Annotated in this window: 19 protein-coding genes and 1 riboswitch; of the genes, 7 read left to right on the top strand and 12 right to left on the bottom strand. The window is 72.5% G+C overall.

Going from position 1 to position 19,673, the window contains the following annotated elements:
- Positions 1–5: 5 nt before the first annotated feature.
- From DRB89_RS02585 to DRB89_RS02565, 5 genes are all read right to left on the bottom strand, one after another.
- Positions 6–923: a hypothetical protein gene (locus DRB89_RS02585; protein ID WP_343234707.1), complete on the bottom strand. Its 918-nt coding sequence runs from the start codon at positions 921–923 to the stop codon at positions 6–8.
- 55 nt (positions 924–978) lie between these two features.
- A complete protein-coding gene (gene metF, locus DRB89_RS02580) occupies positions 979–1,893 on the bottom strand; it encodes a methylenetetrahydrofolate reductase [NAD(P)H] (protein WP_112451238.1) in 915 nt (304 codons plus the stop codon).
- Positions 1,894–2,015: 122 nt separating this feature from the next.
- Positions 2,016–2,666 (bottom strand): thiamine phosphate synthase, encoded by a 651-nt coding sequence (gene thiE / locus DRB89_RS02575; protein ID WP_112451237.1) that lies wholly within the window; start codon positions 2,664–2,666, stop codon positions 2,016–2,018.
- A gap of 113 nt (positions 2,667–2,779) precedes the next feature.
- Entirely contained in the window at positions 2,780–3,145 is a 366-nt protein-coding gene (locus tag DRB89_RS02570; protein WP_112453836.1) for an Rv2175c family DNA-binding protein, read from the bottom strand.
- Positions 3,146–3,287: 142 nt separating this feature from the next.
- Positions 3,288–4,571, bottom strand: a complete 1,284-nt coding sequence (locus DRB89_RS02565; RefSeq protein WP_239515988.1) for an FAD-dependent oxidoreductase — start codon at positions 4,569–4,571, stop codon at positions 3,288–3,290.
- Positions 4,572–4,698: 127 nt separating this feature from the next.
- Positions 4,699–4,811, top strand: a riboswitch (TPP riboswitch).
- On the opposite strand from DRB89_RS02565, the gene thiO reads away from it, so the two are divergent.
- From thiO to DRB89_RS02540, 5 genes are all read left to right on the top strand, one after another.
- A complete protein-coding gene (gene thiO / locus DRB89_RS02560; RefSeq protein WP_112446339.1) occupies positions 4,809–5,996 on the top strand; it encodes a glycine oxidase ThiO in 1,188 nt (395 codons plus the stop codon). Its footprint overlaps the riboswitch before it by 3 nt.
- The gene (gene thiS / locus DRB89_RS02555) at positions 5,993–6,193 is read left to right on the top strand and encodes a sulfur carrier protein ThiS (protein WP_112446340.1); all 201 of its coding nucleotides are present in this window, start codon (positions 5,993–5,995) and stop codon (positions 6,191–6,193) included. The genes thiO and thiS overlap by 4 nt, the downstream gene beginning before the upstream one ends.
- A gap of 23 nt (positions 6,194–6,216) precedes the next feature.
- On the top strand, positions 6,217–7,020 hold the full coding sequence (locus tag DRB89_RS02550) for a thiazole synthase (protein WP_112453125.1): 804 nt from the start codon (positions 6,217–6,219) through the stop codon (positions 7,018–7,020).
- 122 nt (positions 7,021–7,142) lie between these two features.
- A complete protein-coding gene (pknB, locus tag DRB89_RS02545) occupies positions 7,143–9,044 on the top strand; it encodes a Stk1 family PASTA domain-containing Ser/Thr kinase (RefSeq protein ID WP_112446341.1) in 1,902 nt (633 codons plus the stop codon).
- A gap of 9 nt (positions 9,045–9,053) precedes the next feature.
- Entirely contained in the window at positions 9,054–9,926 is an 873-nt protein-coding gene (locus DRB89_RS02540; RefSeq protein WP_239515987.1) for a deoxyribonuclease IV, read from the top strand.
- Between the two features lie 92 nt (positions 9,927–10,018).
- On the opposite strand, the gene DRB89_RS02535 is transcribed toward DRB89_RS02540, so the two are convergent.
- Positions 10,019–10,651 (bottom strand): sulfite oxidase-like oxidoreductase, encoded by a 633-nt coding sequence (locus DRB89_RS02535; protein ID WP_112446343.1) that lies wholly within the window; start codon positions 10,649–10,651, stop codon positions 10,019–10,021.
- A 173-nt stretch (positions 10,652–10,824) separates the two neighbouring features.
- On the opposite strand from DRB89_RS02535, the gene bfr reads away from it, so the two are divergent.
- Positions 10,825–11,301, top strand: a complete 477-nt coding sequence (gene bfr / locus DRB89_RS02530; protein WP_112446344.1) for a bacterioferritin — start codon at positions 10,825–10,827, stop codon at positions 11,299–11,301.
- Positions 11,302–11,343: 42 nt separating this feature from the next.
- Here bfr and DRB89_RS02525 read toward each other — a convergent pair whose 3' ends face one another.
- Both DRB89_RS02525 and DRB89_RS02520 read right to left on the bottom strand, forming a co-directional pair.
- The gene (locus DRB89_RS02525) at positions 11,344–11,610 is read right to left on the bottom strand and encodes a (2Fe-2S)-binding protein (RefSeq protein ID WP_112446345.1); all 267 of its coding nucleotides are present in this window, start codon (positions 11,608–11,610) and stop codon (positions 11,344–11,346) included.
- Between the two features lie 164 nt (positions 11,611–11,774).
- Entirely contained in the window at positions 11,775–13,130 is a 1,356-nt protein-coding gene (locus DRB89_RS02520) for a 3-deoxy-7-phosphoheptulonate synthase class II (RefSeq protein WP_112446346.1), read from the bottom strand.
- Between the two features lie 288 nt (positions 13,131–13,418).
- Here DRB89_RS02520 and DRB89_RS02515 point away from each other — a divergent pair, with 288 nt between their 5' ends.
- Complete coding sequence (locus tag DRB89_RS02515) at positions 13,419–15,329, top strand: anthranilate synthase family protein (RefSeq protein WP_239516726.1); 1,911 nt, start codon at positions 13,419–13,421, stop codon at positions 15,327–15,329.
- Positions 15,330–15,473: 144 nt separating this feature from the next.
- Here the strand turns inward: DRB89_RS02515 and DRB89_RS02510 are convergent, their stop codons facing one another.
- The 4 genes from DRB89_RS02510 to DRB89_RS02495 form a co-directional block, all read right to left on the bottom strand.
- Complete coding sequence (locus DRB89_RS02510) at positions 15,474–16,466, bottom strand: 2-hydroxyacid dehydrogenase (protein WP_112446347.1); 993 nt, start codon at positions 16,464–16,466, stop codon at positions 15,474–15,476.
- An 83-nt stretch (positions 16,467–16,549) separates the two neighbouring features.
- Positions 16,550–17,578, bottom strand: coding sequence for a 6-phosphofructokinase (locus DRB89_RS02505; protein WP_112446348.1), 1,029 nt, complete (start codon positions 17,576–17,578; stop codon positions 16,550–16,552).
- A 162-nt stretch (positions 17,579–17,740) separates the two neighbouring features.
- Positions 17,741–18,385 carry a response regulator transcription factor gene (locus DRB89_RS02500; RefSeq protein WP_112453127.1) on the bottom strand — a complete coding sequence of 215 codons (645 nt, stop codon included), beginning with the start codon at positions 18,383–18,385 and terminating at the stop codon, positions 17,741–17,743.
- Positions 18,386–18,435: 50 nt separating this feature from the next.
- Positions 18,436–19,644, bottom strand: coding sequence for a DUF5931 domain-containing protein (locus DRB89_RS02495; RefSeq protein ID WP_112446349.1), 1,209 nt, complete (start codon positions 19,642–19,644; stop codon positions 18,436–18,438).
- Between the last annotated feature and the right edge of the window lie 29 nt (positions 19,645–19,673).

The raw sequence follows: 19,673 nt of genomic DNA, 5'->3' as shown, positions 1-19,673 counted from the left end.
GGGGTCTAGTAGCGGTACTGCTCGTACTCGCCGGTGCCCTGGTACGGGTACTGCTGCTGCTCGTCCTGCGGGTAGGGCTGGCCGGCCCCGTCGGTGGAGCGCTGCTGCGGGACCCAGACCCCGCCGGGCGGGGTGTCCATGGAGTACTGCTGATCCTGCTGCTGGGAGGCCGCGTACGGGTCCGGGGCGTAGCCGCCGTACGGGGTCTGGTCGCCGTACGGCGGCTGGGGGGCGACGGCCCCGCCGGTGCCGATGTACGGGTCCGAGTAGGCGGCGTAGACCTGCTGCTCGCCGGGGGCCGGATAGCCGGTGGTGTAGTCGTAGCCGCCCTGGCCCTGCGGGTCGTAGTAGGCCGCGTACTGGTGGGCGTCCTGCTCGGCCGTGGTGAACGGCGAGGCGAAGGCGGCGGTGCTCTGGACGCTCTGGATCCCGTACGAGCCGGTCTCCTCGGGCACCGGCTGCGTGGCGTAGAACTCCTGGGCCCCGGCGCCTTCGGAACCGGCGCCGGACGCGGCGGCGGACTCGGCGAACTCCGCGTACCGCTCGGGGTCGCCGTCCCCGTCGGCCGCCGTCTCGGGGCCGTACTCCAGCGCGGTCACCTGGAGCGCGGGCTCCTTGCGCGGTCCGCCCGCGGCCCGCCGGCGCCGGTTCTGCGGCGCGGCGGCCGCGGGCTTGTCCCGGCGCAGTGCCCAGCCGGCGACGAAGCCCTTGCGGAAGGAGAGGGTCACCAGGGTCTGGCCGATCGCGAACGCGACCGCGCCGGCGCCGATGACGAGCACGGACGGCAGGACGACGCCGGCCACGACGCAGACGAAGCCGGCGAAGGCGAGCAGGCGCCAGCGCAGTCGGGCCTTGTACTGCATCAGGACCTCGGCAAGCAGCCACAGCGCGACGAAACCGAACGCGATGTAGAGGACCGTCATTCCCACGCGGGGCCCCTCTCGGTGCGGCCGACCACCCAGGAACGGGGTCGGCCGATCAGGCCCGCTGGTGCAGGCCCAGGTTCTCGTAGATCTCGAGAGTCGCCGTGGAGTTGTTCAGCGTGATGAAGTGCAGCCCCGGGACACCCTCGGACAGCAGCCGCGCGCAGAACTCCGTGGCGAACTCGATGCCAATGGAGCGTACAGCGGCCGGATCGTCCTTGACGGCGAGCATGCGCTCTTTCACGGCTGCGGGGAAGACCGCGGTACTGAGTTGCGGAAGCCGGTCGAGCTGCTTGATGCCCACAACAGGCATGACCTCGGGGATGATCGGGGTCTCGCAGCCCGCCTTCTCGACGCTGTCGCGCAGCCGCAGATAATTCTCCGGGTGGAAGAACATCTGGGTGATCGCGTAGTCGGCGCCCGCGCGGCACTTGTCCACGAAGTGCCGGATGTCCGTGTCCCAGTCCGTGGAGCGGGGGTGCATCTCGGGAAAGGCCGCGACGCCGACGCAGAAGTCGCCGGACTCCTTGACCAGCCGGACCAGGTCGGCCGCGTAGTGCACCCCTTCCGGGTGCGCCACCCACTCGCCCATGGGGTTGCCCGGCGGGTCTCCGCGCACGACGAGCATGTTCCGGATGCCCGCGTCGGCGAACTGCCCGATGACGTTGCGCAGCTCGGCGATCGAGTGGTCGACGGCGGTGAGGTGCGCGACCGGGGTCAGGGTGGTGTCCGCGGCGATCTGCTCGGTGGCCCGGACGGTGCCGCCGCGGGTGGACCCGCCGGCCCCGTAGGTGACGGAGACGAAGCTCGGGGCCACCGCCTCGACCCGGCGCAGCGCGTTCCAGAGGTTGCGCTCGCCCTTCTCCGTCTTGGGGGCCCAGAACTCGAAGGAGTACGAGCGCCCGGACGCGAGGAGGTCTCGGACCGTGTGCGCACGATCCGACCAGCTGGAAGCGGTACCAAGGGCCATACCGGCAGGTTAGACGCGGTCATGTGGACGCCGAAGCGGTGTCCACGCTTTGGACACGAAAATGAGACGGCCGCTCGGTGAAGTGGCCGGAGTGACGTCTTGAGGGGGACCTGGAGGGGGACCTAGGCGAGCCGGGCGCGGACCCGCTTGGCCAGGTCGGCGGCGGCGCCGCCGGGGTCGGAGGCCTCGGTCAGGGCGCGTACGACCACGACGCGGGAGGCTCCGGCGTCGAGCACCTCGTCCAGGTTCGCCGCGTCGATCCCGCCGATGGCGAACCACGGCCGGGCCTGCGCGAGCGAGGCCGCGTGGCGCACGAGGCCGAGTCCGGGGGCGTGGCGGCCGGGCTTCGTGGGGGTGGGCCAGCAGGGGCCGGTGCAGAAGTAGTCGACGCCGGGCTCGGCGGCGGCCGCGTCGACCTCGGCCTCGGAGTGGCAGGAGCGGCCGATGAGGACCTCGCCGCCGAGGATGGCGCGGGCGGCGGGCACGGGGATGTCGCCCTGCCCGAGGTGCAGCACGTCGGAGCCGATGGCGTGCGCGACGTCGGCGCGGTCGTTGACGGCGAGCAGCCTGCCGTGGCGGCGGGCCGCGTCGGCGAAGACCTGGAGGTGCTCCAGCTCCTCGCCCGCCTCCATGCCCTTGTCGCGGAGCTGGACGATGTCGACGCCGCCGGCGAGCACGGCGTCGAGGAACTGGGGGAGGTCGCCCTGCCGCTTGCGGGCGTCCGTGCACAGGTAGAGCCGGGCATCGGACAACTGGGCGGCGATGGCGGACATGGGTACCCCCGGGTGGTGTGTCGTACGAACGCGGTGCGCGGACCCGGTGGGGGCCCGCGCACCGCGCGTGGCGTCGTGCCGCGTGTACGGCTGCTGGTTGCTGCGGAATCAGGTCAGATGGCGAGCGCCTGAGCGCGACGCTTCACCTCCGTGCCGCGATTCTCGCTCAGCGCCTGCACCGGGGTGCCGGGCAGGGTGTCGTCGACGGTGAACAGCCACTCCAGGATCTCCGTGTCGGTGAACCGGTCGTCGCGGAGCACGGTCAGCAGGCCGACCAGGCCCTTGACGATCTTGTCCCCGTCGATGAAGGCGGCGGGTACCTGGAGGGAGCGGTTCTCGCCGCGGCGCACCGCGAGCAGCTGACCTTCCTTGACCAGCTGGCGAACCTTGGTCACTTCGATGTCGAGCATCTCCGCGATGTCGGGGAGGTACAGCCAGGCGGGAACAAGGGCATCGATCTTTGCGTCAATCTCGGTCACGGGCACAAGCCTGCCATCTCGGACTCGCTGCCGGTACCCGGGCGGCCCCGTCCGGGGGTCCGCCGGGGGTCCGCCCGGGTCCGCCGGGGGGCCGGCGCCCCTTTCCCCGCCCGCTCCCCGGCACCCCGCCCGCCCGTTTCCGCTACGGCTGGAGCACCGTCGACTTCAGCGCGACCGCCGGGTCGGCGACCTTCGCCGGGTCCACCCGCGCGCCCGACTCGACGAGGCGGCGGCCCTGGGCCAGGTCGCGGGGGCGGCCCACCGCGAGGACGGCGACCAGCCGGCCCTCGCGCAGCCAGCACACGGACCAGGTGGCGGCGGCCGGGTCGCCGCGCCACAGCAGCGTGTCCGCGGCGCCGTGGTGGCCGGCGTACTGCACGAACCGGCCGAACTGCTCGGACCAGAAGTACGGCACCGGGTCGTAGCTCTGCTCGCCGGCCGGCGGCTCGGCCGGGTCCGCACCGGCCGGGTCCGCACCGGCGGGGGCCGCGGCCATGATGTTCGCCGCCACCGCCCGCGGCCCCTGCAGCGCGTTGTCCCAGTGGTGCACGAGCAGCCGCTCCCCGTACCGCCCGGAGGGGAACGACGCGCAGTCCCCCACGGCGTACACCCCGGGCACCGAGGTGCGCAGGTGCTCGTCGGCGACGACCGCCCCGTCCGGGCCCAGCTCGACCCCCGAACCCGCCAGCCAGTCCGTCGCGGGCCGGGCGCCGATGCCCACCACGACCGCGCCGGCCGGCAGTTCCCGCCCGTCCGCCAGCAGCACGCGGCCCGCCTCGACGGAGGCCACCCGCGCGCCCGTCAGCAGCGCGGCGCCCGCCTCGGCGTACCAGCGGCCCATCGGCTCGGCGACCTCCGCCGGCAGCGCGCCCGCCAGGACCCGCTCGGCCGCCTCGACCACGGTCACCTCGCAGCCGGCCTCGCGGGCGGCCGTGGCGAACTCCGCGCCGATCCAGCCCGCGCCGACCACCACCACGGCGGAACCCGCCGCGAGCACGGGCCGCAGCCTGGCCGCGTCGTCCAGGGTGCGCAGCAGGTGCACGCCCGGGACGCCCTCCGCTCCGGGCAGGGTCAGCGGCCGCGCGCCCGTCGCCAGTACGAGGGCCCCGTACGGGACCGGGCCCGCGCCGGTGTCCACCTCGTGCGCGGCGGCCCGCAGGCCGGTGACCTCGACGCCGAGGCGCAGCTCGATGTCCAGCCCTTCGAAGTCGACGTCGAAGGCCGAGTCCTCGGCCTTGCCGAGGAGCACCGCCTTGGACAGCGGCGGCCGGTCGTAGGGCTGGTGGGGTTCGGCGCCCAGCAGGGTGACGGGGCCGGTCCAGCCCTGTTCCCGGAGGGCGACCGCGGTCTGGACGCCGGCCATGCCGGCGCCTACGACGACGACGCCGCGTCGCACGTGTTCCGTCTGTTGCGTCTGCTCGCTCACACGGCCCAGCCTAATCATCTGACGGTCCGTCAGGAATAGGGGGCGGGGACCGGGTGCGGACGGACCGCCCGCCCCGGCAGCGGGGAGGCAGCCTTACCCGCCGTCGGGCTCGGCGTTACTCTGGCACCGAACCTATCGCGGGAGTCCGGGCGCACCGGGCTGAGAGGGAGGCTGGCCGGCCTCCGACCGTACGAACCTGATCCGGGTCATGCCGGCGAAGGGAGGGGCTGGACGCCCATGCATTCATCCAGGAAGAGCCGGAGTCCCGGCTACGACGTCCTCGTCATCGGGGGCGGCATCATCGGCCTGGTCACCGCCTGGCGGGCGGCCCGGAGCGGGCTGCGCACCGCACTGGCCGATCCGGCGCCCGGCGGCGGCGCCGCCCGGGTCGCGGCGGGCATGCTCGCCGCCGTCACCGAGCTGCACTACGGCGAGGAGACGCTGCTCGGGCTGAACGTGGCCTCCGCCGCGCGCTACCCGGATTTCGCCGCCGAACTCGCCGAGGCCAGCGGCGGCATGGACATCGGCTACCGGGCCTGCGGCACCCTCGCCGTGGCCCTCGACGCCGACGACCGCCTCCACCTGCGCGAACTGCACGCCCTCCAGCGCCGCTGCGGCCTGGAGTCGCAGTGGCTGACCGGCCGGGAGTGCCGCCGCCTGGAGCCGATGCTGGCCCCGGGCGTACGCGGCGGCCTGCGCGTGGACGGCGACCACCAGGTCGACCCGCGCCGCCTCGCGGCCGCGCTGCTGGCCGCGTGCGAGCGGGCCGGGGTCGCGATCCACCGGGCGAACGCGGCACGGCTGCTGACCGCCGCCGACCGGGCCTCGGGCGCGGTCCTCGACGACGCCGGAGCCACGGAGCTGCTCGCCGACCAGGTGGTGCTGGCCGCGGGCTCGCTCAGCGGGCGCCTGGACGGCGTACCGCCCGAGGTCGTGGCGCCCGTACGGCCGGTGAAGGGCCAGGTGCTGCGGCTCGCGGTACCGCCGGCGTACGCGCCGTTCCTGTCCCGGACGGTACGGGCCGTCGTGCGCGGCAGCCACGTCTACCTGGTGCCGCGCGAGAACGGCGAGCTCGTCGTCGGCGCCACCAGCGAGGAGCTCGGCTGGGACACCACCGTCACCGCGGGCGGGGTCTACGAGCTGCTGCGCGACGCCCACGAGCTGGTCCCCGGCATCACCGAGCTCCCGCTGGTGGAGACCCGGGCGGGGCTGCGGCCCGGCTCGCCGGACAACGCCCCGCTGCTCGGCCCGACCGAGCTGCCGGGCCTGCACCTGGCCACCGGGCACTACCGCAACGGGGTCCTGCTGACCCCGCTGACCGGGGACGTCATGGCGGAACTGCTGACCACCGGCGAACTCCCCGAGATCGCCCGCCCCTTCACCCCCCGTCGTTTCGCCCGCACGCGGCAGGAGTCGTACGCATGACCATTTCCGTCAACGGCGAGCAGCGCGAGATCGCGGCCGGAACCACCCTCGGAGCGGTGGTCGCCACCCTGACCCAGGCCACGAAGGGGGTCGCGGCGGCCCTGAACGAGACCGTGGTGCCGCGCGGCCAGTGGTCCCTCACCTCGGTGCGCGACGGCGACCGCGTCGAGGTCCTCACCGCGGTCCAGGGAGGCTGAGCCCGATGGCCTACCTGCCCGACATGCCCGATGCGCCCGACGACGCCTTCACCCTGGCCGGCCGGACCTTCTCCTCGCGCCTGATCATGGGCACGGGAGGGGCGCCGAGCCTGGACATCCTGGAACGGGCGCTGGTGGCCTCCGGCACCGAGCTCACGACGGTGGCGATGCGCCGGCTGGACCCGACGGTGCAGGGCTCCGTCCTGTCCGTCCTGAACCGGCTCGGGATCGCCGTACTGCCGAACACGGCGGGCTGCTTCACGGCGGGCGAGGCGGTGCTCACCGCCCGGCTGGCCCGCGAGGCCCTCGGCACGGACTGGATCAAGCTGGAGGTCGTCGCGGACGAGCGGACGCTCCTGCCGGACGGGGTGGAACTGCTCGACGCCGCCGAAGTGCTGGTGGACGAGGGCTTCACGGTCCTGCCCTACACGAACGACGACCCGGTGCTCGCGCGCAAGCTGGAGGACGTGGGCTGTGCGGCGATCATGCCGCTGGGGTCTCCGATCGGCTCCGGGATGGGCATCCGCAACCCGCACAACTTCGAGCTGATCGCGGAGCGGGCCGGGGTTCCGGTGATCCTGGACGCGGGGGCCGGGACGGCCTCGGACGTGGCCCTGGCCATGGAACTGGGCTGCTCGGCGGTGATGCTCGCCTCCGCGGTGACCCGTGCGCAGCTGCCCGTGCTGATGGCGGCGGCGATGCGGGACGCCGTGACGGCGGGCCGCCTGGCGCACCGCGCGGGACGGATCCCGGAGCGACGCTTCGCGGAGGCCTCCTCCCCGGTGGAGGGCCGCGCCGCCCTCGACCCCGAGCGCCCGGCGTTCTGAACCGGTGCCGCGGGCCGGGACGGCGCCCGGCGCCGGCTCGGCCCCGGCGCCCACGTCACAGCTGCGCTGCAACGGACGGGGACCCTGGTCCGACCCGGGCGGGGCCCTCGTAGAATCGCCGGGTGGACACGACCCTGGATGACCCGCTCGTCGGGCAGACGCTCGACGGCCGCTACCGCGTGGACGCCCGTATCGCGGCCGGCGGCATGGCCACGGTCTACCGGGCCGTCGACACCCGCCTCGACCGGGTGCTCGCGCTGAAGGTGATGCATCCGGCGCTCGCCGCCGACGGCTCCTTCGTCGACCGGTTCATCCGGGAGGCGAAGTCCGTGGCGCGCCTCGCCCACCCCAACGTGGTGGCCGTCTTCGACCAGGGCACGCACGGCCCGTACACGTACCTCGCCATGGAGTACGTCTCCGGCTGCACCCTGCGCGACGTGCTGCGCGAGCGCGGCGCGCTGCAGCCGCGCGCGGCCCTCGACATTCTGGAGCCGGTCCTCGCCGCCCTGGGCGCCGCGCACCGGGCCGGCTTCGTGCACCGCGACATGAAGCCCGAGAACGTGCTGATCGGCGATGACGGCCGGGTCAAGGTGGCCGACTTCGGGCTGGTCCGATCGGTCGGCTCCGTCACGAACACCACCGGCTCCGTCCTCGGCACCGTCTCCTACCTCGCGCCCGAGCAGATCGAGAACGGCGTCACCGACACCCGCGTGGACGTCTACGCCTGCGGTGTCGTGCTCTACGAGATGCTCACCGGCTCGAAGCCGCACACCGGCGACAGTCCCGCGCAGGTGCTCTACCGGCACCTGGGCGAGGACGTCCCGCCCCCGTCGGCGGCCGTCCCCGGGCTGCCGGCCGCGCTGGACGAGCTCGTCGCGTACGCCACCGCGCGCAATCCCGAGCTGCGGCCCCACGACGCCGCCGCCCTCCTCGGGCTGGTCCTGGAGGCCCGCGCGCAGCTCGGCGAGGCCGAGCTGGACGCCGTGCCCCCGCAGGCGCGCACCCAGGAGCGGACCGCCGCCGAGGACCGCACCAGCGTGATCCCGCGGCCGGTCGCATCGCACTCCGAGCCCCTGTCCCACACCTCCCGGCTGGCGTCCCCGCCGCTGCCCCCGGCCCCCTCGCGGCGGCGGCCCCGTCGGCGCGGGCTGCTGCTCGCGGTGGTCGGCGTCCTGCTCTGCCTGGGTCTCGGCACGGGCGTCTGGTACATCAGTTCCGGCCAGTTCACCCAGGTCCCGAATCTGCTCGGCAAGACCGAGGCGGACGCCAGGTCCCGGCTGTCGGACGCCGGTCTCGGTGTGAAGCGGGTGGACCGCAAGTTCAGCGACTCCTTCGCCAAGGGGACGGTGATGAACACCGATCCCCCGGGCGGCAAGCGCGTCCGCGGCAACGGCGCGGTGTCGCTCACCATCTCGCGCGGGCCCGAGGTCGTCGCCGTGCCCGACCTGAAGGGCAAGCCCCTGGAGGCGGCGAAGGCGGAGCTGACCTCGGCCGGCCTGGCCGTCGGGGCGCTCACGCAGGCCTTCAGCCAGGACGTCGCCCAGGGCTCGGTGATCAGCACGGACCCGCCGGACGGCCAGAAGCGGCCCCTGGACACGGAGGTCAAGCTCCTGGTCAGCAAGGGCCGACCGGTGCCGGTGCCCAGTGTGGCGGGCAAGCCCGTCGACCAGGCCCGCTCCCTCCTGGAGGACCTCGGGCTGAAGGTGGCGACGGCCCCCGAGCAGGTCAACTCCCCCTCCCCCGCCGGTGCGGTCGCCAACCAGTCGGTCGCCGCCGGGAGCCAGGCCGCGACCGGTGACACGGTCACGCTCACCGTCTCCAAGGGCCCGCGCCAGATCCCGGTGCCGGACGTCACCGGCCAGGAAGTGGACGCGGCCCGCAAGACCCTGGAGGGGCTGGGCTTCAAGGTGAGGGTCGAGAAGCCCTTCCTCTCCTTCAGCAGCACCATCGACGCCCAGTCGGTGCCCGCCGGCCAGAACGCCGCCGAGGGCAGCACCATCACCATCAGGACCAAGGGGCTGTAACACCACGCCATGAGCAATTCGATGAGCCGCAATCCCGTGGGCGGGCACGTCCCCGTCGCCGGCGGGCTCGCCTCGGTCGGGCTGGCCTACGCCCGCGAGATGGGCGCGGAGGCCGTGCAGGTCTTCGTCGCCAATCCGCGCGGCTGGGCCACCCCGCTCGGCAATCCGGCGCAGGACCAGCTGTTCCGCGAGGCGTGTGCCGCCGAGGGGATCCCGGCGTACGTCCACGCGCCGTACCTGATCAACTTCGGCTCGCACACCGAGGCGACCGTCGAGAAGTCGGTGGAGTCGCTGCGGCACTCGCTGCGCCGGGCCCGCGCGATCGGCGCGCTCGGGGTGGTCGTGCACACCGGCTCGGCGACCGGGGGCCGCCCGCGCGAGGCGGCGTACGCGCAGGTCAGGGAGCACATGCTGCCGCTGCTGGACGAGCTGACGCACGATGACGACCCGTTCCTGCTGCTGGAGTCCACGGCCGGGCAGGGCTCCTCGCTGTGTTCGACCGCCGAGGAGTTCGGCCCGTATTTCGACGCCCTCGACCGCCATCCGATGCTCGGGATCTGCCTGGACACGTGCCACATCTTCGCGGCCGGACACGACCTCGCGGAGCCGGGCGGCACGAAGCAGACGCTGGACCTGCTGGTGGACACGGTGGGCGAGGGCCGGCTGAAGCTGGTGCACGCCAACGACTCCAAGGAGGGCGTGGGCGCCCACAAGGACCGGCACGAGAACATCGGGCAGGGCCACATCGGCCGGGACGCCTTCGCCGAGCTGTTCACGCATCCGGCGATGGAGGGCGTGCCGCTGATCACGGAGACGCCCGGCGGCAAGGAGGGCCACGCGGCGGACGTGGCACTGCTCAAGGAGCTCCGCGGGCCCGCCTGACGCGTTGGGGATCCGCGCGGCCGGCGTGGACCTCCGTACGGCCGTCCGGATGCGGCCGGCGGCGGACGCGGTCGTCCACCCGCACCACCGGGCTACAGCTCGGGGCCGTCCCCCGGCTCCTCCTGGTAGGAGTAGCGCTGCTCCCGCCAGGGGTCGCCGATGTTGTGGTAGCCGCGCTCCTCCCAGAAGCCGCGGCGGTCGGCGGTCATGTACTCGATGCCGCGGACCCACTTGGGGCCCTTCCAGGCGTACAGGTGCGGCACGACGAGCCGCAGCGGGAAACCGTGCTCGGCGGTGAGCAGCTCACCGCCCTCGTGGGTGGCGAAGACGGCCCGCCCGGAGGCGAAGTCGGCGAGGCGCATGTTGGAGCTGAAGCCGTACTCGGCCCACACCATCACGTGCGTGACCTGCGGGGACGGCGGGGCGAGGTCGAGGACGGTGCGCGTGAGCACGCCGCCCCACTCGGCGCCGGGCATGCTGAACTTCGTCACGCAGTGCAGGTCCGCCACGACGGACTCGAACGGCAGCGCCGCGAACTCCTCGTGGTTCCAGCAGTGCTTGTCACCGTCGGCCGTCGCGCCGAAGACGCGGAACTCCCAGCGGTCCGGCTTGAACTTGGGAACGGGCCCGTAGTGGGTGACCGGCCAGCCGCGCTGCAGCCTCTGCCCCGGGGGAAGCTCCAGTTGTTCTGATCCCGGAGATTCCCGGCTTTCCGGCTGACCCATACCTCCATGGTGACAGACTTGGCAGGGTGGTCATGACCAGGTACGGCCCGATTCGGGCAAGTCACGGCAACTCCCACTAAGGAGGCACTTACTGGACGGCTTCCTGCGGCGGTGCAAGGATGCGCGCACCTGCCCCGTCACATTGCTGACATTGCCTGGAAGGAGCCTCTGCGATGCAGGGCGACCCCGAGGTCCTTGAGTTTCTCAACGAGCAGCTGACCGGCGAGCTTACGGCCATCAACCAGTACTGGCTCCACTACCGGATCCAGGACAACAAGGGCTGGACGAAGCTCGCCAAGTACACGCGTGAAGAGTCCATCGATGAGATGAAGCACGCGGACAAGATCACCGAGCGCATCCTGATGCTCGACGGTCTCCCGAACTACCAGCGCCTCTTCCACGTGCGCGTGGGCCAGACGCTGACGGAGATGTTCCAGGCGGACCGACAGGTCGAGGTCGAGGCGATCGACCGCCTCAAGCGCGGCATCGAGGTCATGCGCGGCAAGGGTGACGTCACCTCGGCGCGGCTCTTCGAGGAGATCCTGGAGGACGAGGAGCACCACATCGACTACCTCGACACCCAGCTGGAGCTCATCGAGTCCATCGGCGAGGCGCTCTACATCGCGCAGCTCATCGAGCAGCCCAGCTAGCAGCCCGGCCGGCGGGCGCGGGCCGCGCGGTACGCGAGGGCCCTACGCGGCTTCGGCGAGCTCCGCACCGACCGGTACCAGCGGGTCGGCGGCGAGCACGGTGGCCACCTCGCCCTTCTCCAGCAGCTCCCGGCGGGGGCACGCACCGCGTCCGAGAAGACCCTGGATGGTGCGCACGCAGGAGCCGCAGTCGGTGCCGGCCTTGGTGGCCGAGGCGATCTGGCGGGGCGTGCAGGCCCCGGCGGCCGCGTGGTCCTTGACCTGCCTGTCGGTGATCCCGAAGCAAGAGCAGACGTACACGCGGTTCACCTCCCTGGCGAGGAATGGTTCGGCCAGCCATCCCCTATTCGGTGAGGCTTACCTAACCATACCCAAACTTAGGGTCCCCTAAAAGGGCCGGATACGACGATGGGGCGCGGATCACATTCGATCCGCGCCCCACCGTCATGAGGTGCTCACAGCGAGCTGTCCGCCTACTGGTCCCGGTACATCTCCGCGACCAAGAACGCCAGGTCCAGGGACTGGCTGCGGTTCAGGCGCGGGTCACAGGCCGTCTCGTAGCGCTGGTGGAGGTCGTCGACGAAGATCTCGTCGCCGCCGCCCACGCACTCGGTGACGTCGTCACCGGTGAGCTCGACGTGGATGCCGCCCGGGTGGGTGCCGAGGCCCTTGTGGACCTCGAAGAAGCCCTTGACCTCGTCGAGCACGTCGTCGAAACGGCGCGTCTTGTGGCCGGAAGCCGCCTCGAAGGTGTTGCCGTGCATCGGGTCGGTGACCCACGCGACGGTCGCGCCGGAGGCGGTGACCTTCTCGACCAGCTCGGGGAGCTTGTCGCGGACCTTGTCGGCGCCCATGCGGACGACGAAGGTCAGCCGGCCCGGCTCGCGCTCGGGGTCCAGGCGGTCGATGTAGGTCAGCGCCTCGTCCACCGTGGTGGTGGGGCCGAGCTTGATGCCGATCGGGTTGGCGATCTGCGAGCAGAACTCGATGTGCGCGTGGTCCAGCTGGCGGGTGCGCTCACCGATCCAGACCATGTGGCCCGAGGTGTCGTACAGCCGGCCGGTGCGGGAGTCCGTACGGGTGAGGGCGCCCTCGTAGTCGAGGAGCAGCGCCTCGTGGGAGGCGTAGAACTCGACGGCCTTGAACTCGGCCGGGTCGGTGCCGCACGCCTTCATGAAGTTCAGCGCGTTGTCGATCTCCCGCGCGAGCTGCTCGTAGCGCTGCCCGGACGGGGAGGACTTCACGAAGTCCTGGTTCCAGGCGTGCACCTGGCGCAGGTCGGCGTAGCCGCCGGTGGTGAAGGCGCGCACCAGGTTCAGCGTCGAGGCGGAGGCGTGGTACATCCGCTTCAGCCGCTCGGGGTCCGGGATCCGGGCCTCTTCGGTGAAGGGGAAGCCGTTGACGGAGTCGCCGCGGTAGGTCGGCAGGGTGATGCCGTCGCGGGTCTCGGTGTCCTTGGAGCGCGGCTTGGAGTACTGGCCCGCGATGCGGCCGACCTTGACGACCGGCACGGAGGCCGCGTACGTCAGGACGGCACTCATCTGGAGCAGCGTCTTCAGCTTGGCGCGGATGTGGTCGGCGGAGACGGCATCGAAGGCCTCGGCGCAGTCGCCGCCCTGCAGCAGGAACGCCTCGCCCTTGGCGACGGCTCCCAGACGGGCGCGCAGCTGGTCGCACTCACCCGCGAAAACGAGCGGAGGATACGACTCGAGGTCCGCGACGACAGCGCGCAGGGCCTCGGCATCGGGGTACGAAGGCTGCTGCGCCGCGGGAAGGTCTCGCCAGGTCGCCTTGAAGGCGGGGGCTTGGGTTTCAGCGTTCACGGTCACCCCACACACATTACGGCGTCACACGGCACGCCCGGCCCGACGACCACTACGTGAGACGGATGTCTCTCACTGTGTTACCCACCCGTTCACCCGCACCAGTGGGCTAGGGTTCACGCCATGTACGCGCACTCGAACAAGAACTGGTGGTGGCCCGCTCCCGGCGGCCCACTTCTCGCGCGTACCTGAAGACACGAGCGAAGCGAAGGCCGCCCCGAGGGGCGGCCTTCGCTGTTTTCGCGGAGCCCCGGCCGTCCCTCCACCACCCGGAAGGACGCCCCCTCCATGTCGATGCCCATGGACCCCAGCCGACTGCTCGACCTGCACGCGCTGCTGGACGACTCGGCCCCGCCGTTCGCCCTGCTGCGCCGCCGCACCCCCGGCCGCGACCACGACACCGTCGAGGTCCTGATCGGCCCGGTCCACGAGGCCGAGCACCTCGCCGACCTCCCCGTCGGCGAGCGGCCCGCGCTGGCCCTCGTCCCCTTCCGCCAGATGCGGGAGCGCGGGTTCGACGTGCGCGACGACGGCACGCCGCTGAGCGTGCTGGTCGCGGACGAGGCGTACGAGATCCCGCTCGCCGAGGCGCTGGCCGCCCTCCCGGACCACGAGGTGCGGGTCGACGGAGGCGGCTTCGACGTCCCCGACGAGGAGTACGCGGCCACCGTCCGGCGCGTCATCGAGGACGAGATCGGGCGGGGCGAAGGCGCGAACTTCGTCATCCGGCGCACCTACGGGGGCCGGATCGAGGGCTTCGGCCGCGCCGACGCGCTCGCGCTGTTCCGGCGGCTGCTGGAGGGCGAGCGGGGCGCGTACTGGACCTACGTGGTCCACACCGGGGACCGCACCCTCGTCGGGGCCAGCCCCGAGGTGCACGTGCGGATGTCCGGCGGCACCGTCGTGATGAACCCGATCAGCGGTACGTACCGGTATCCGGCCGAGGGCCCCTCCGTGGAGTCCGTGCTGTCCTTCCTCGGGGACCGCAAGGAGACCGAGGAGCTGTCCATGGTCGTCGACGAGGAACTGAAGATGATGTGCACGGTCGGCGACATGGGCGGGGTCGTCGTCGGGCCCCGGCTCAAGGAGATGGCGCACCTCGCGCACACCGAGTACGAACTGCGCGGCCGGTCCTCACTGGACGTGCGGGAGGTCCTGAAGGAGACCATGTTCGCGGCCACGGTGACCGGGTCGCCGGTCCAGAACGCCTGCCGGGTCATCGAGCGGTACGAGACCGGGGGCCGGGCCTACTACGCGGGCGCGCTGGCCCTGCTGGGCCTCGACGCCGCCGGCGCGCAGACGCTGGACTCGCCGATCCTGATCCGCACGGCGGACATCGCCGCGGACGGCGCGCTGCGGGTGCCGGTCGGGGCCACGCTGGTCCGGCACTCCGACCCGGCGGGCGAGGTCGCCGAGACCCACGCGAAGGCGGCGGGCGTGCTCGCGGCGCTGGGGGTGCGCCCGGCGGCGGTCCGGCCCTCCTTCGCGGGGGCCCGGCTGGCCGACGACCCCCGGGTCCAGGCGGCACTGGCGGCTCGCCGCGAGGACCTGGCGCCGTTCTGGCTCCGGATGCAGGAGCGGCCGGCCGCGGTGACGGGCCACGCACTGGTGGTGGACGGCGAGGACACCTTCACCTCGATGCTGGGGCACGTGCTGCGGGTGGCCGGGCTGGAGGTGACCGTACGCCGCTACGACGATCCGGGTCTGCGCGCGGCGGCCCTGGCCTGGGACGGGCCGATCGTGCTCGGCCCCGGCCCGGGCGACCCGGCGGACTTCGGGGATCCGAAGATCCGCACGATGCGCGAGCTGACCGCGGAGCTGCTGGCCGGGCACCGGGGCGGGCTGCTCGGGGTCTGCCTGAGCCACCAGCTGCTGGCCGCCGAGCTCGGGCTGCCGCTCGTCCGCAAGGCCGAGCCCGCGCAGGGGGCGCAGACGCGGATCCCGTACTTCGGCGGGGCGCAGGAGGTCGTCGGGTTCTACAACACGTACGCGGCGCACTGCTCCGCGGAGCGGGAGCGGTCCCTGGCCCTTCGGGGCATCGAGGTCTCCCGGGACCCCGCCACGGGCGAGGTCCACGCGCTGCGCTCCGCGGCGGGGGGCTTCGCGGGGGTCCAGTTCCACCCGGAGTCGGTCCTGACCCTCCGCGGCGCGGAGCTGGTCCGCGACCTGATCGCGGGCCTCCGCGTGGCCGCTGCCCGCGGATAGCCCCGGACCCGCTGCCCGGACCCGCTGCCCGGACCCGTCCCCCGGGGCTCCGCCGGACGGAGTCCGGCGCAGCGCCGCGAAGCCGGAGAGGCCCCCCGGGGCCGAACCGCGCGAGCGGCGCGTCAAGAGGGAGAGTGCGGCGCGTCAAGAAGGAGAGAGGGTGTTCTCCGAGCGGCGGCCCGCCAGGTAGTCCGCGACGTTGGCGACCGTGGTGTCGATGATCTGGCCCACCGCGTCGCGGGTGTAGTACGCCTGGTGGGAGGTGACGACCACGTTCGGGAAGGTGATCAGCCGCGCCAGGGTGTCGTCCTCGACCACCACCAGGGACTTGTCCAGGAAGAAGAGCCCCGCCTCCGCCTCGTACACGTCCAGACCGACCCCGGCGAAGCGTCCGGACCGCAGCTCCGTGACCAGCGCGTCCGTGTCCACCAGGCCGCCCCGGCTGGAGTTCACCAGGATCGCGTCGTCCTTCATCGTCTTCAGCGCCTCGGGGCCGATGATGTGGTGCGTGGACTCCAGCAGCGGGACGTGCAGGCTGATCAGGTCCGAGGACGCGAACAGCTCGTCCTTGTCCACGTACTTCATGCCCAGCTCCACGCACGCCGGGTTCTGCGCCACGTCCCAGCCCAGCAGGTTCATCCCGAAGCCGTGCGCGATCCGGGTGAACGCCTCGCCGATCTTGCCGGTTCCGAGGACGCCCACGGTGCGGCCGCGCATGTCGCGGCCCATCAGGCCGTTGAGGCGGAAGTCGAAGTCCCGCGTCCGGTTCGAGGCGCGGACGATCCGCCGGTTCACGGCCATGGCCAGGGTCCACGCGAACTCGGCCACCGAGTACGGGGAGTAGTACGACACCCGGCTGACCGTCAGGCCGAGCCGGCGCGCGACCTCCAGGTCGATGTTGTTGAAGCCGGTGGAGCGCTGGGCGATCATCTTGGTGCCGCCCGCCGCCAGGGTCTGCAGCACCCGGCCGTTCAGGTCGGCGTTCACGCTCGAGGACACGATCTCGTACCCGGCCGCGATGGGGGCGGTGTCCTCGCTCAGGAAGACGTCCAGGCAGCGCACCTCGTGCTGTCCCGCGAAGGCCTTCTCGATGAGCGGCTTCTCGTCCCCTTGCACCCCGAATGCCAGGATTTCCACGTTCGCTCCCGTGCTGCGCCAAAATGCTCGGACCATGGGTCGTCTGTCACCATACGACCCACGGTCCGCCTTCGCGCTCCGGCTCAGCCGAAGAACACTCCGGCCTCCTTGTACAGCGCCGGGTCCACCGTCTTGAGCTTCGCCGTGGCCTCGGCGATCGGCACGCGCACGATGTCCGTCCCCTTCAGCGCGACCATCTTGCCGAAGTCCCCGTCGCGCACGGCGTCGATCGCGTGCAGCCCGAACCGGGTCGCGAGCCACCGGTCGAACGCGCTCGGCGTGCCGCCCCGCTGGACGTGCCCGAGCACCGTCGTACGGGCCTCCTTGCCGGTCCGCGCCTCGATCTCCTTGGCCAGCCACTCGCCCACGCCCGACAGCCGGACGTGCCCGAAGGAGTCCTTCGTCCCGTCCTTGAGCACCATCTCGCCGTCCTTGGGCATCGCACCCTCGGCGACGCACACGATCGGCGCGTAGCTCGCCTTGAACCGCGAGGTCACCCAGGCGCACACCTGGTCCACGTCGAAGCGCTGCTCGGGGATGAGGATGACGTTGGCGCCGCCCGCGAGCCCCGAGTGCAGGGCGATCCAGCCGGCGTGCCGGCCCATCACCTCGACGACCAGGACGCGCATGTGCGATTCGGCGGTGGTGTGCAGCCGGTCGATGGCCTCGGTGGCGATGCCGACCGCGGTGTCGAAGCCGAAGGTGTAGTCGGTGGCCGACAGGTCGTTGTCGATGGTCTTCGGGACCCCGACGCACGGGATTCCGTACTCCTCGTACAGTTTCGCGGCCACGCCCAGGGTGTCTTCGCCGCCGATCGCGACGAGCGCGTCGACCTCGTACTTGGCGAGGTTCTCCTTGATCAGGCGGACGCCGTCGTCCAGCTTGAACGGGTTGGTGCGCGAGGAGCCGAGGATGGTGCCGCCGCGCGGCAGGATCCCGCGGACGGCGGGGATGTCGAGCGGGACGGTGCGGCCCTCGACCGCGCCGCGCCAGCCGTCCCGGAACCCGACGAACTCGTAGGCGTACTCCTGCACGCCCTTGCGCACGACGCTGCGGATCACCGCGTTGAGTCCGGGGCAGTCCCCGCCGCCCGTCAGCACTCCGACCTTCATGGAATTTCCCTTCGCCACAGGGCCCGCTGAGGCCGCAGGGCCCGCATGACGGTCACGCTAGTGGTGACTCAGGTCACAGCAAGACCTGAGAAAGGGTCAATTCCGGTGGAATTACGGGATGTTGCGTACGCCTGTTCACTCGTACGAGGAATTGTTCACCCCTTACGCGTCGTCGAGGCCCCGCTCGATCGCGTAGCGGACGAGCTCCACCCGGTTGTGCAGCTGGAGCTTGCCCAGGGTGTTCTGCACGTGGTTCTGCACCGTGCGGTGGGAGATGACGAGGCGCTCCGCGATCTGCTTGTACGAGAGTCCCTTGGCCACCAGCCGCAGCACCTCGGTCTCGCGGTCGGTCAGCTGCGGGGCCTTCGGCTCGTCGGCGGCGGCCGGCGCGGGGTCGGTGGCCAGGCGCCGGTACTCGCCGAGGACCAGGCCGGCCAGGCCCGGGGTGAAGACGGGGTCGCCGGCCGCCGTGCGGCGGACGGCGTCGATGAGCTCCTGGGCCCCGGCCGACTTCAGCAGGTAGCCGGTCGCGCCGGACTTCACCGCCTCCAGTACGTCGGCGTGCTCGCCGCTCGCGGACAGGACCAGGACCCGCAGCGCCGGGTCGGCGCCGACCAGCTCCTTGCAGACCTGGACCCCGGGCATGCCCGGCAGGTTGAGGTCGAGGACGAGCACGTGCGGGGCGGCGGCGCGGGCCCGGCGCAGCGCCTCCGGGCCGTCGCCCGCGGTGGCCACCAGGTCGAAGCCGGCGGCGGCCAGGTCGCGGGCGACCGCGTCCCGCCACATCGGGTGGTCGTCGACGACCATGACCTTGATGCCGGCGTTGTCGCCGCCCCGGCCGGTCTCGCTGTGCTCGATCACTGGGTGCTCCCCCTCGGTACTTTCAGTTCCACTTCGGTGCCCTGTCCGGGGACGGACACCAGCTCGGCGCTGCCGCCGAGGTCCCGCAGCCGGCCCCGGATGGACAGGGCCACGCCCATCCGGCCCTCGCCCTCGGCCTGGTCGAGCCGGCCCGCCGGGATGCCCGGGCCGTCGTCGCGGACGGTCACGATCACCTCGTCGCCCCAGTCCTCGACCAGGATCCAGGCGCTGGCCCCCTCGCCGGCGTGCTTGCGCACGTTGTCCAGGGCCGCCCCGACCGCCGCGGCCAGCTCCTTCGCCGCGGGCACCGGCAGCGGCACCGGGGCGCCCGGCTCCGCGAAGCTCACCCGGGAGCCGGCGTGCGGGGCGAGGAGCGTCCGCAGGTCCAGCTCGCCCTCGTCGGCGCCGGGTTCCTCCACCTCGTACGCGGCCACGAGCGCGCCGAGCGACTCGTCGCCGGAGATCCTGGAGGGCCGCGCCAGCCCGCTGGAGACCAAGGTGCGCAGCGCGACCTCCTGGTCCCCCGCCATCCGGCCGAGCTCCGCGGCCTCCCCGCCCAGTTCGGTGCCCCGCCGCTGGACCATGGCGAGGACCTGGAGGACCCCGTCGTGGATGTCGCGGGCGAGGCGTTCGCGCTCGCGGGTGGCGGCCTCGATCTCCAGGGCACGGGCGAGCGTGGCCTCACTGGCCCGGGCGACCTCGACGACGTAGCCGATGGCGACGGAGGCGACCCAGACCAGCAGCACGTTGTGCAGGGTGTCCCGGGTGGGCTCGCCCCGCTGGACCAGGTTGGCGGCGGCGACGAAGGTGGAGGCGAAACAGGCCCAGCGCCAGCCGCCCTTGATGGCGAAGGCCAGGACGGCGCCCGCCGTCCATATGGACGGCAGGGTGGGTCCGCCGGCCGCGATCCGCTCGTGGGTGTCCGCGAGCGGGGTGAGCAGGATGCCCACGCAGGCGACGGTGAGGTCGGCGCACAGGAACCGCTTGGTGCAGCTGGCGGCGTTCGCCACCTTGGGGGAGGTGAGCAGGGTCCAGCCGGCGAGGACGGCGAGATAGCAGACCGCGATCCAGGGGCGGTCGAACTTGTTGTGGGCGAAGGCGAACAGCAGTACCGCGTAGACCATGGTGAGCAGCCGGTAGGCCGTCAGGGCACGCCACAGCGGCTGTTCGACCGACATGCGTACGACGCGCTCGCGCTTCGCCATCTCCCCCACCCCGTACGGGCGGTGCGCGC

The sequence above is a fragment of the Streptomyces sp. ICC4 genome (genome assembly GCF_003287915.1).
Taxonomy (GTDB): domain Bacteria; phylum Actinomycetota; class Actinomycetes; order Streptomycetales; family Streptomycetaceae; genus Streptomyces; species Streptomyces tritrimontium.
This window is presented reverse-complemented; position numbering and strand designations above follow the sequence as displayed.

What these genes read in the sequence shown, in the direction of transcription:
- DRB89_RS02585 (WP_343234707.1), bottom strand. Translation starts at nt 923, where the DNA reads ATGACGGTCCTCTACATCGCGTTCGGTTTCGTCGCGCTGTGGCTGCTT.
- metF (WP_112451238.1), bottom strand. Translation starts at nt 1,893, where the DNA reads ATGGCCCTTGGTACCGCTTCCAGCTGGTCGGATCGTGCGCACACGGTC.
- thiE (WP_112451237.1), bottom strand. Translation starts at nt 2,666, where the DNA reads ATGTCCGCCATCGCCGCCCAGTTGTCCGATGCCCGGCTCTACCTGTGC.
- thiO (WP_112446339.1), top strand. Translation starts at nt 4,809, where the DNA reads ATGCATTCATCCAGGAAGAGCCGGAGTCCCGGCTACGACGTCCTCGTC.
- thiS (WP_112446340.1), top strand. Translation starts at nt 5,993, where the DNA reads ATGACCATTTCCGTCAACGGCGAGCAGCGCGAGATCGCGGCCGGAACC.
- DRB89_RS02550 (WP_112453125.1), top strand. Translation starts at nt 6,217, where the DNA reads ATGCCCGATGCGCCCGACGACGCCTTCACCCTGGCCGGCCGGACCTTC.
- DRB89_RS02540 (WP_239515987.1), top strand. Translation starts at nt 9,054, where the DNA reads ATGAGCAATTCGATGAGCCGCAATCCCGTGGGCGGGCACGTCCCCGTC.
- DRB89_RS02535 (WP_112446343.1), bottom strand. Translation starts at nt 10,651, where the DNA reads ATGGGTCAGCCGGAAAGCCGGGAATCTCCGGGATCAGAACAACTGGAG.
- bfr (WP_112446344.1), top strand. Translation starts at nt 10,825, where the DNA reads ATGCAGGGCGACCCCGAGGTCCTTGAGTTTCTCAACGAGCAGCTGACC.
- DRB89_RS02515 (WP_239516726.1), top strand. Translation starts at nt 13,419, where the DNA reads ATGCCCATGGACCCCAGCCGACTGCTCGACCTGCACGCGCTGCTGGAC.
- DRB89_RS02505 (WP_112446348.1), bottom strand. Translation starts at nt 17,578, where the DNA reads ATGAAGGTCGGAGTGCTGACGGGCGGCGGGGACTGCCCCGGACTCAAC.
- DRB89_RS02500 (WP_112453127.1), bottom strand. Translation starts at nt 18,385, where the DNA reads ATGGTCGTCGACGACCACCCGATGTGGCGGGACGCGGTCGCCCGCGAC.
- DRB89_RS02495 (WP_112446349.1), bottom strand. Translation starts at nt 19,644, where the DNA reads ATGGCGAAGCGCGAGCGCGTCGTACGCATGTCGGTCGAACAGCCGCTG.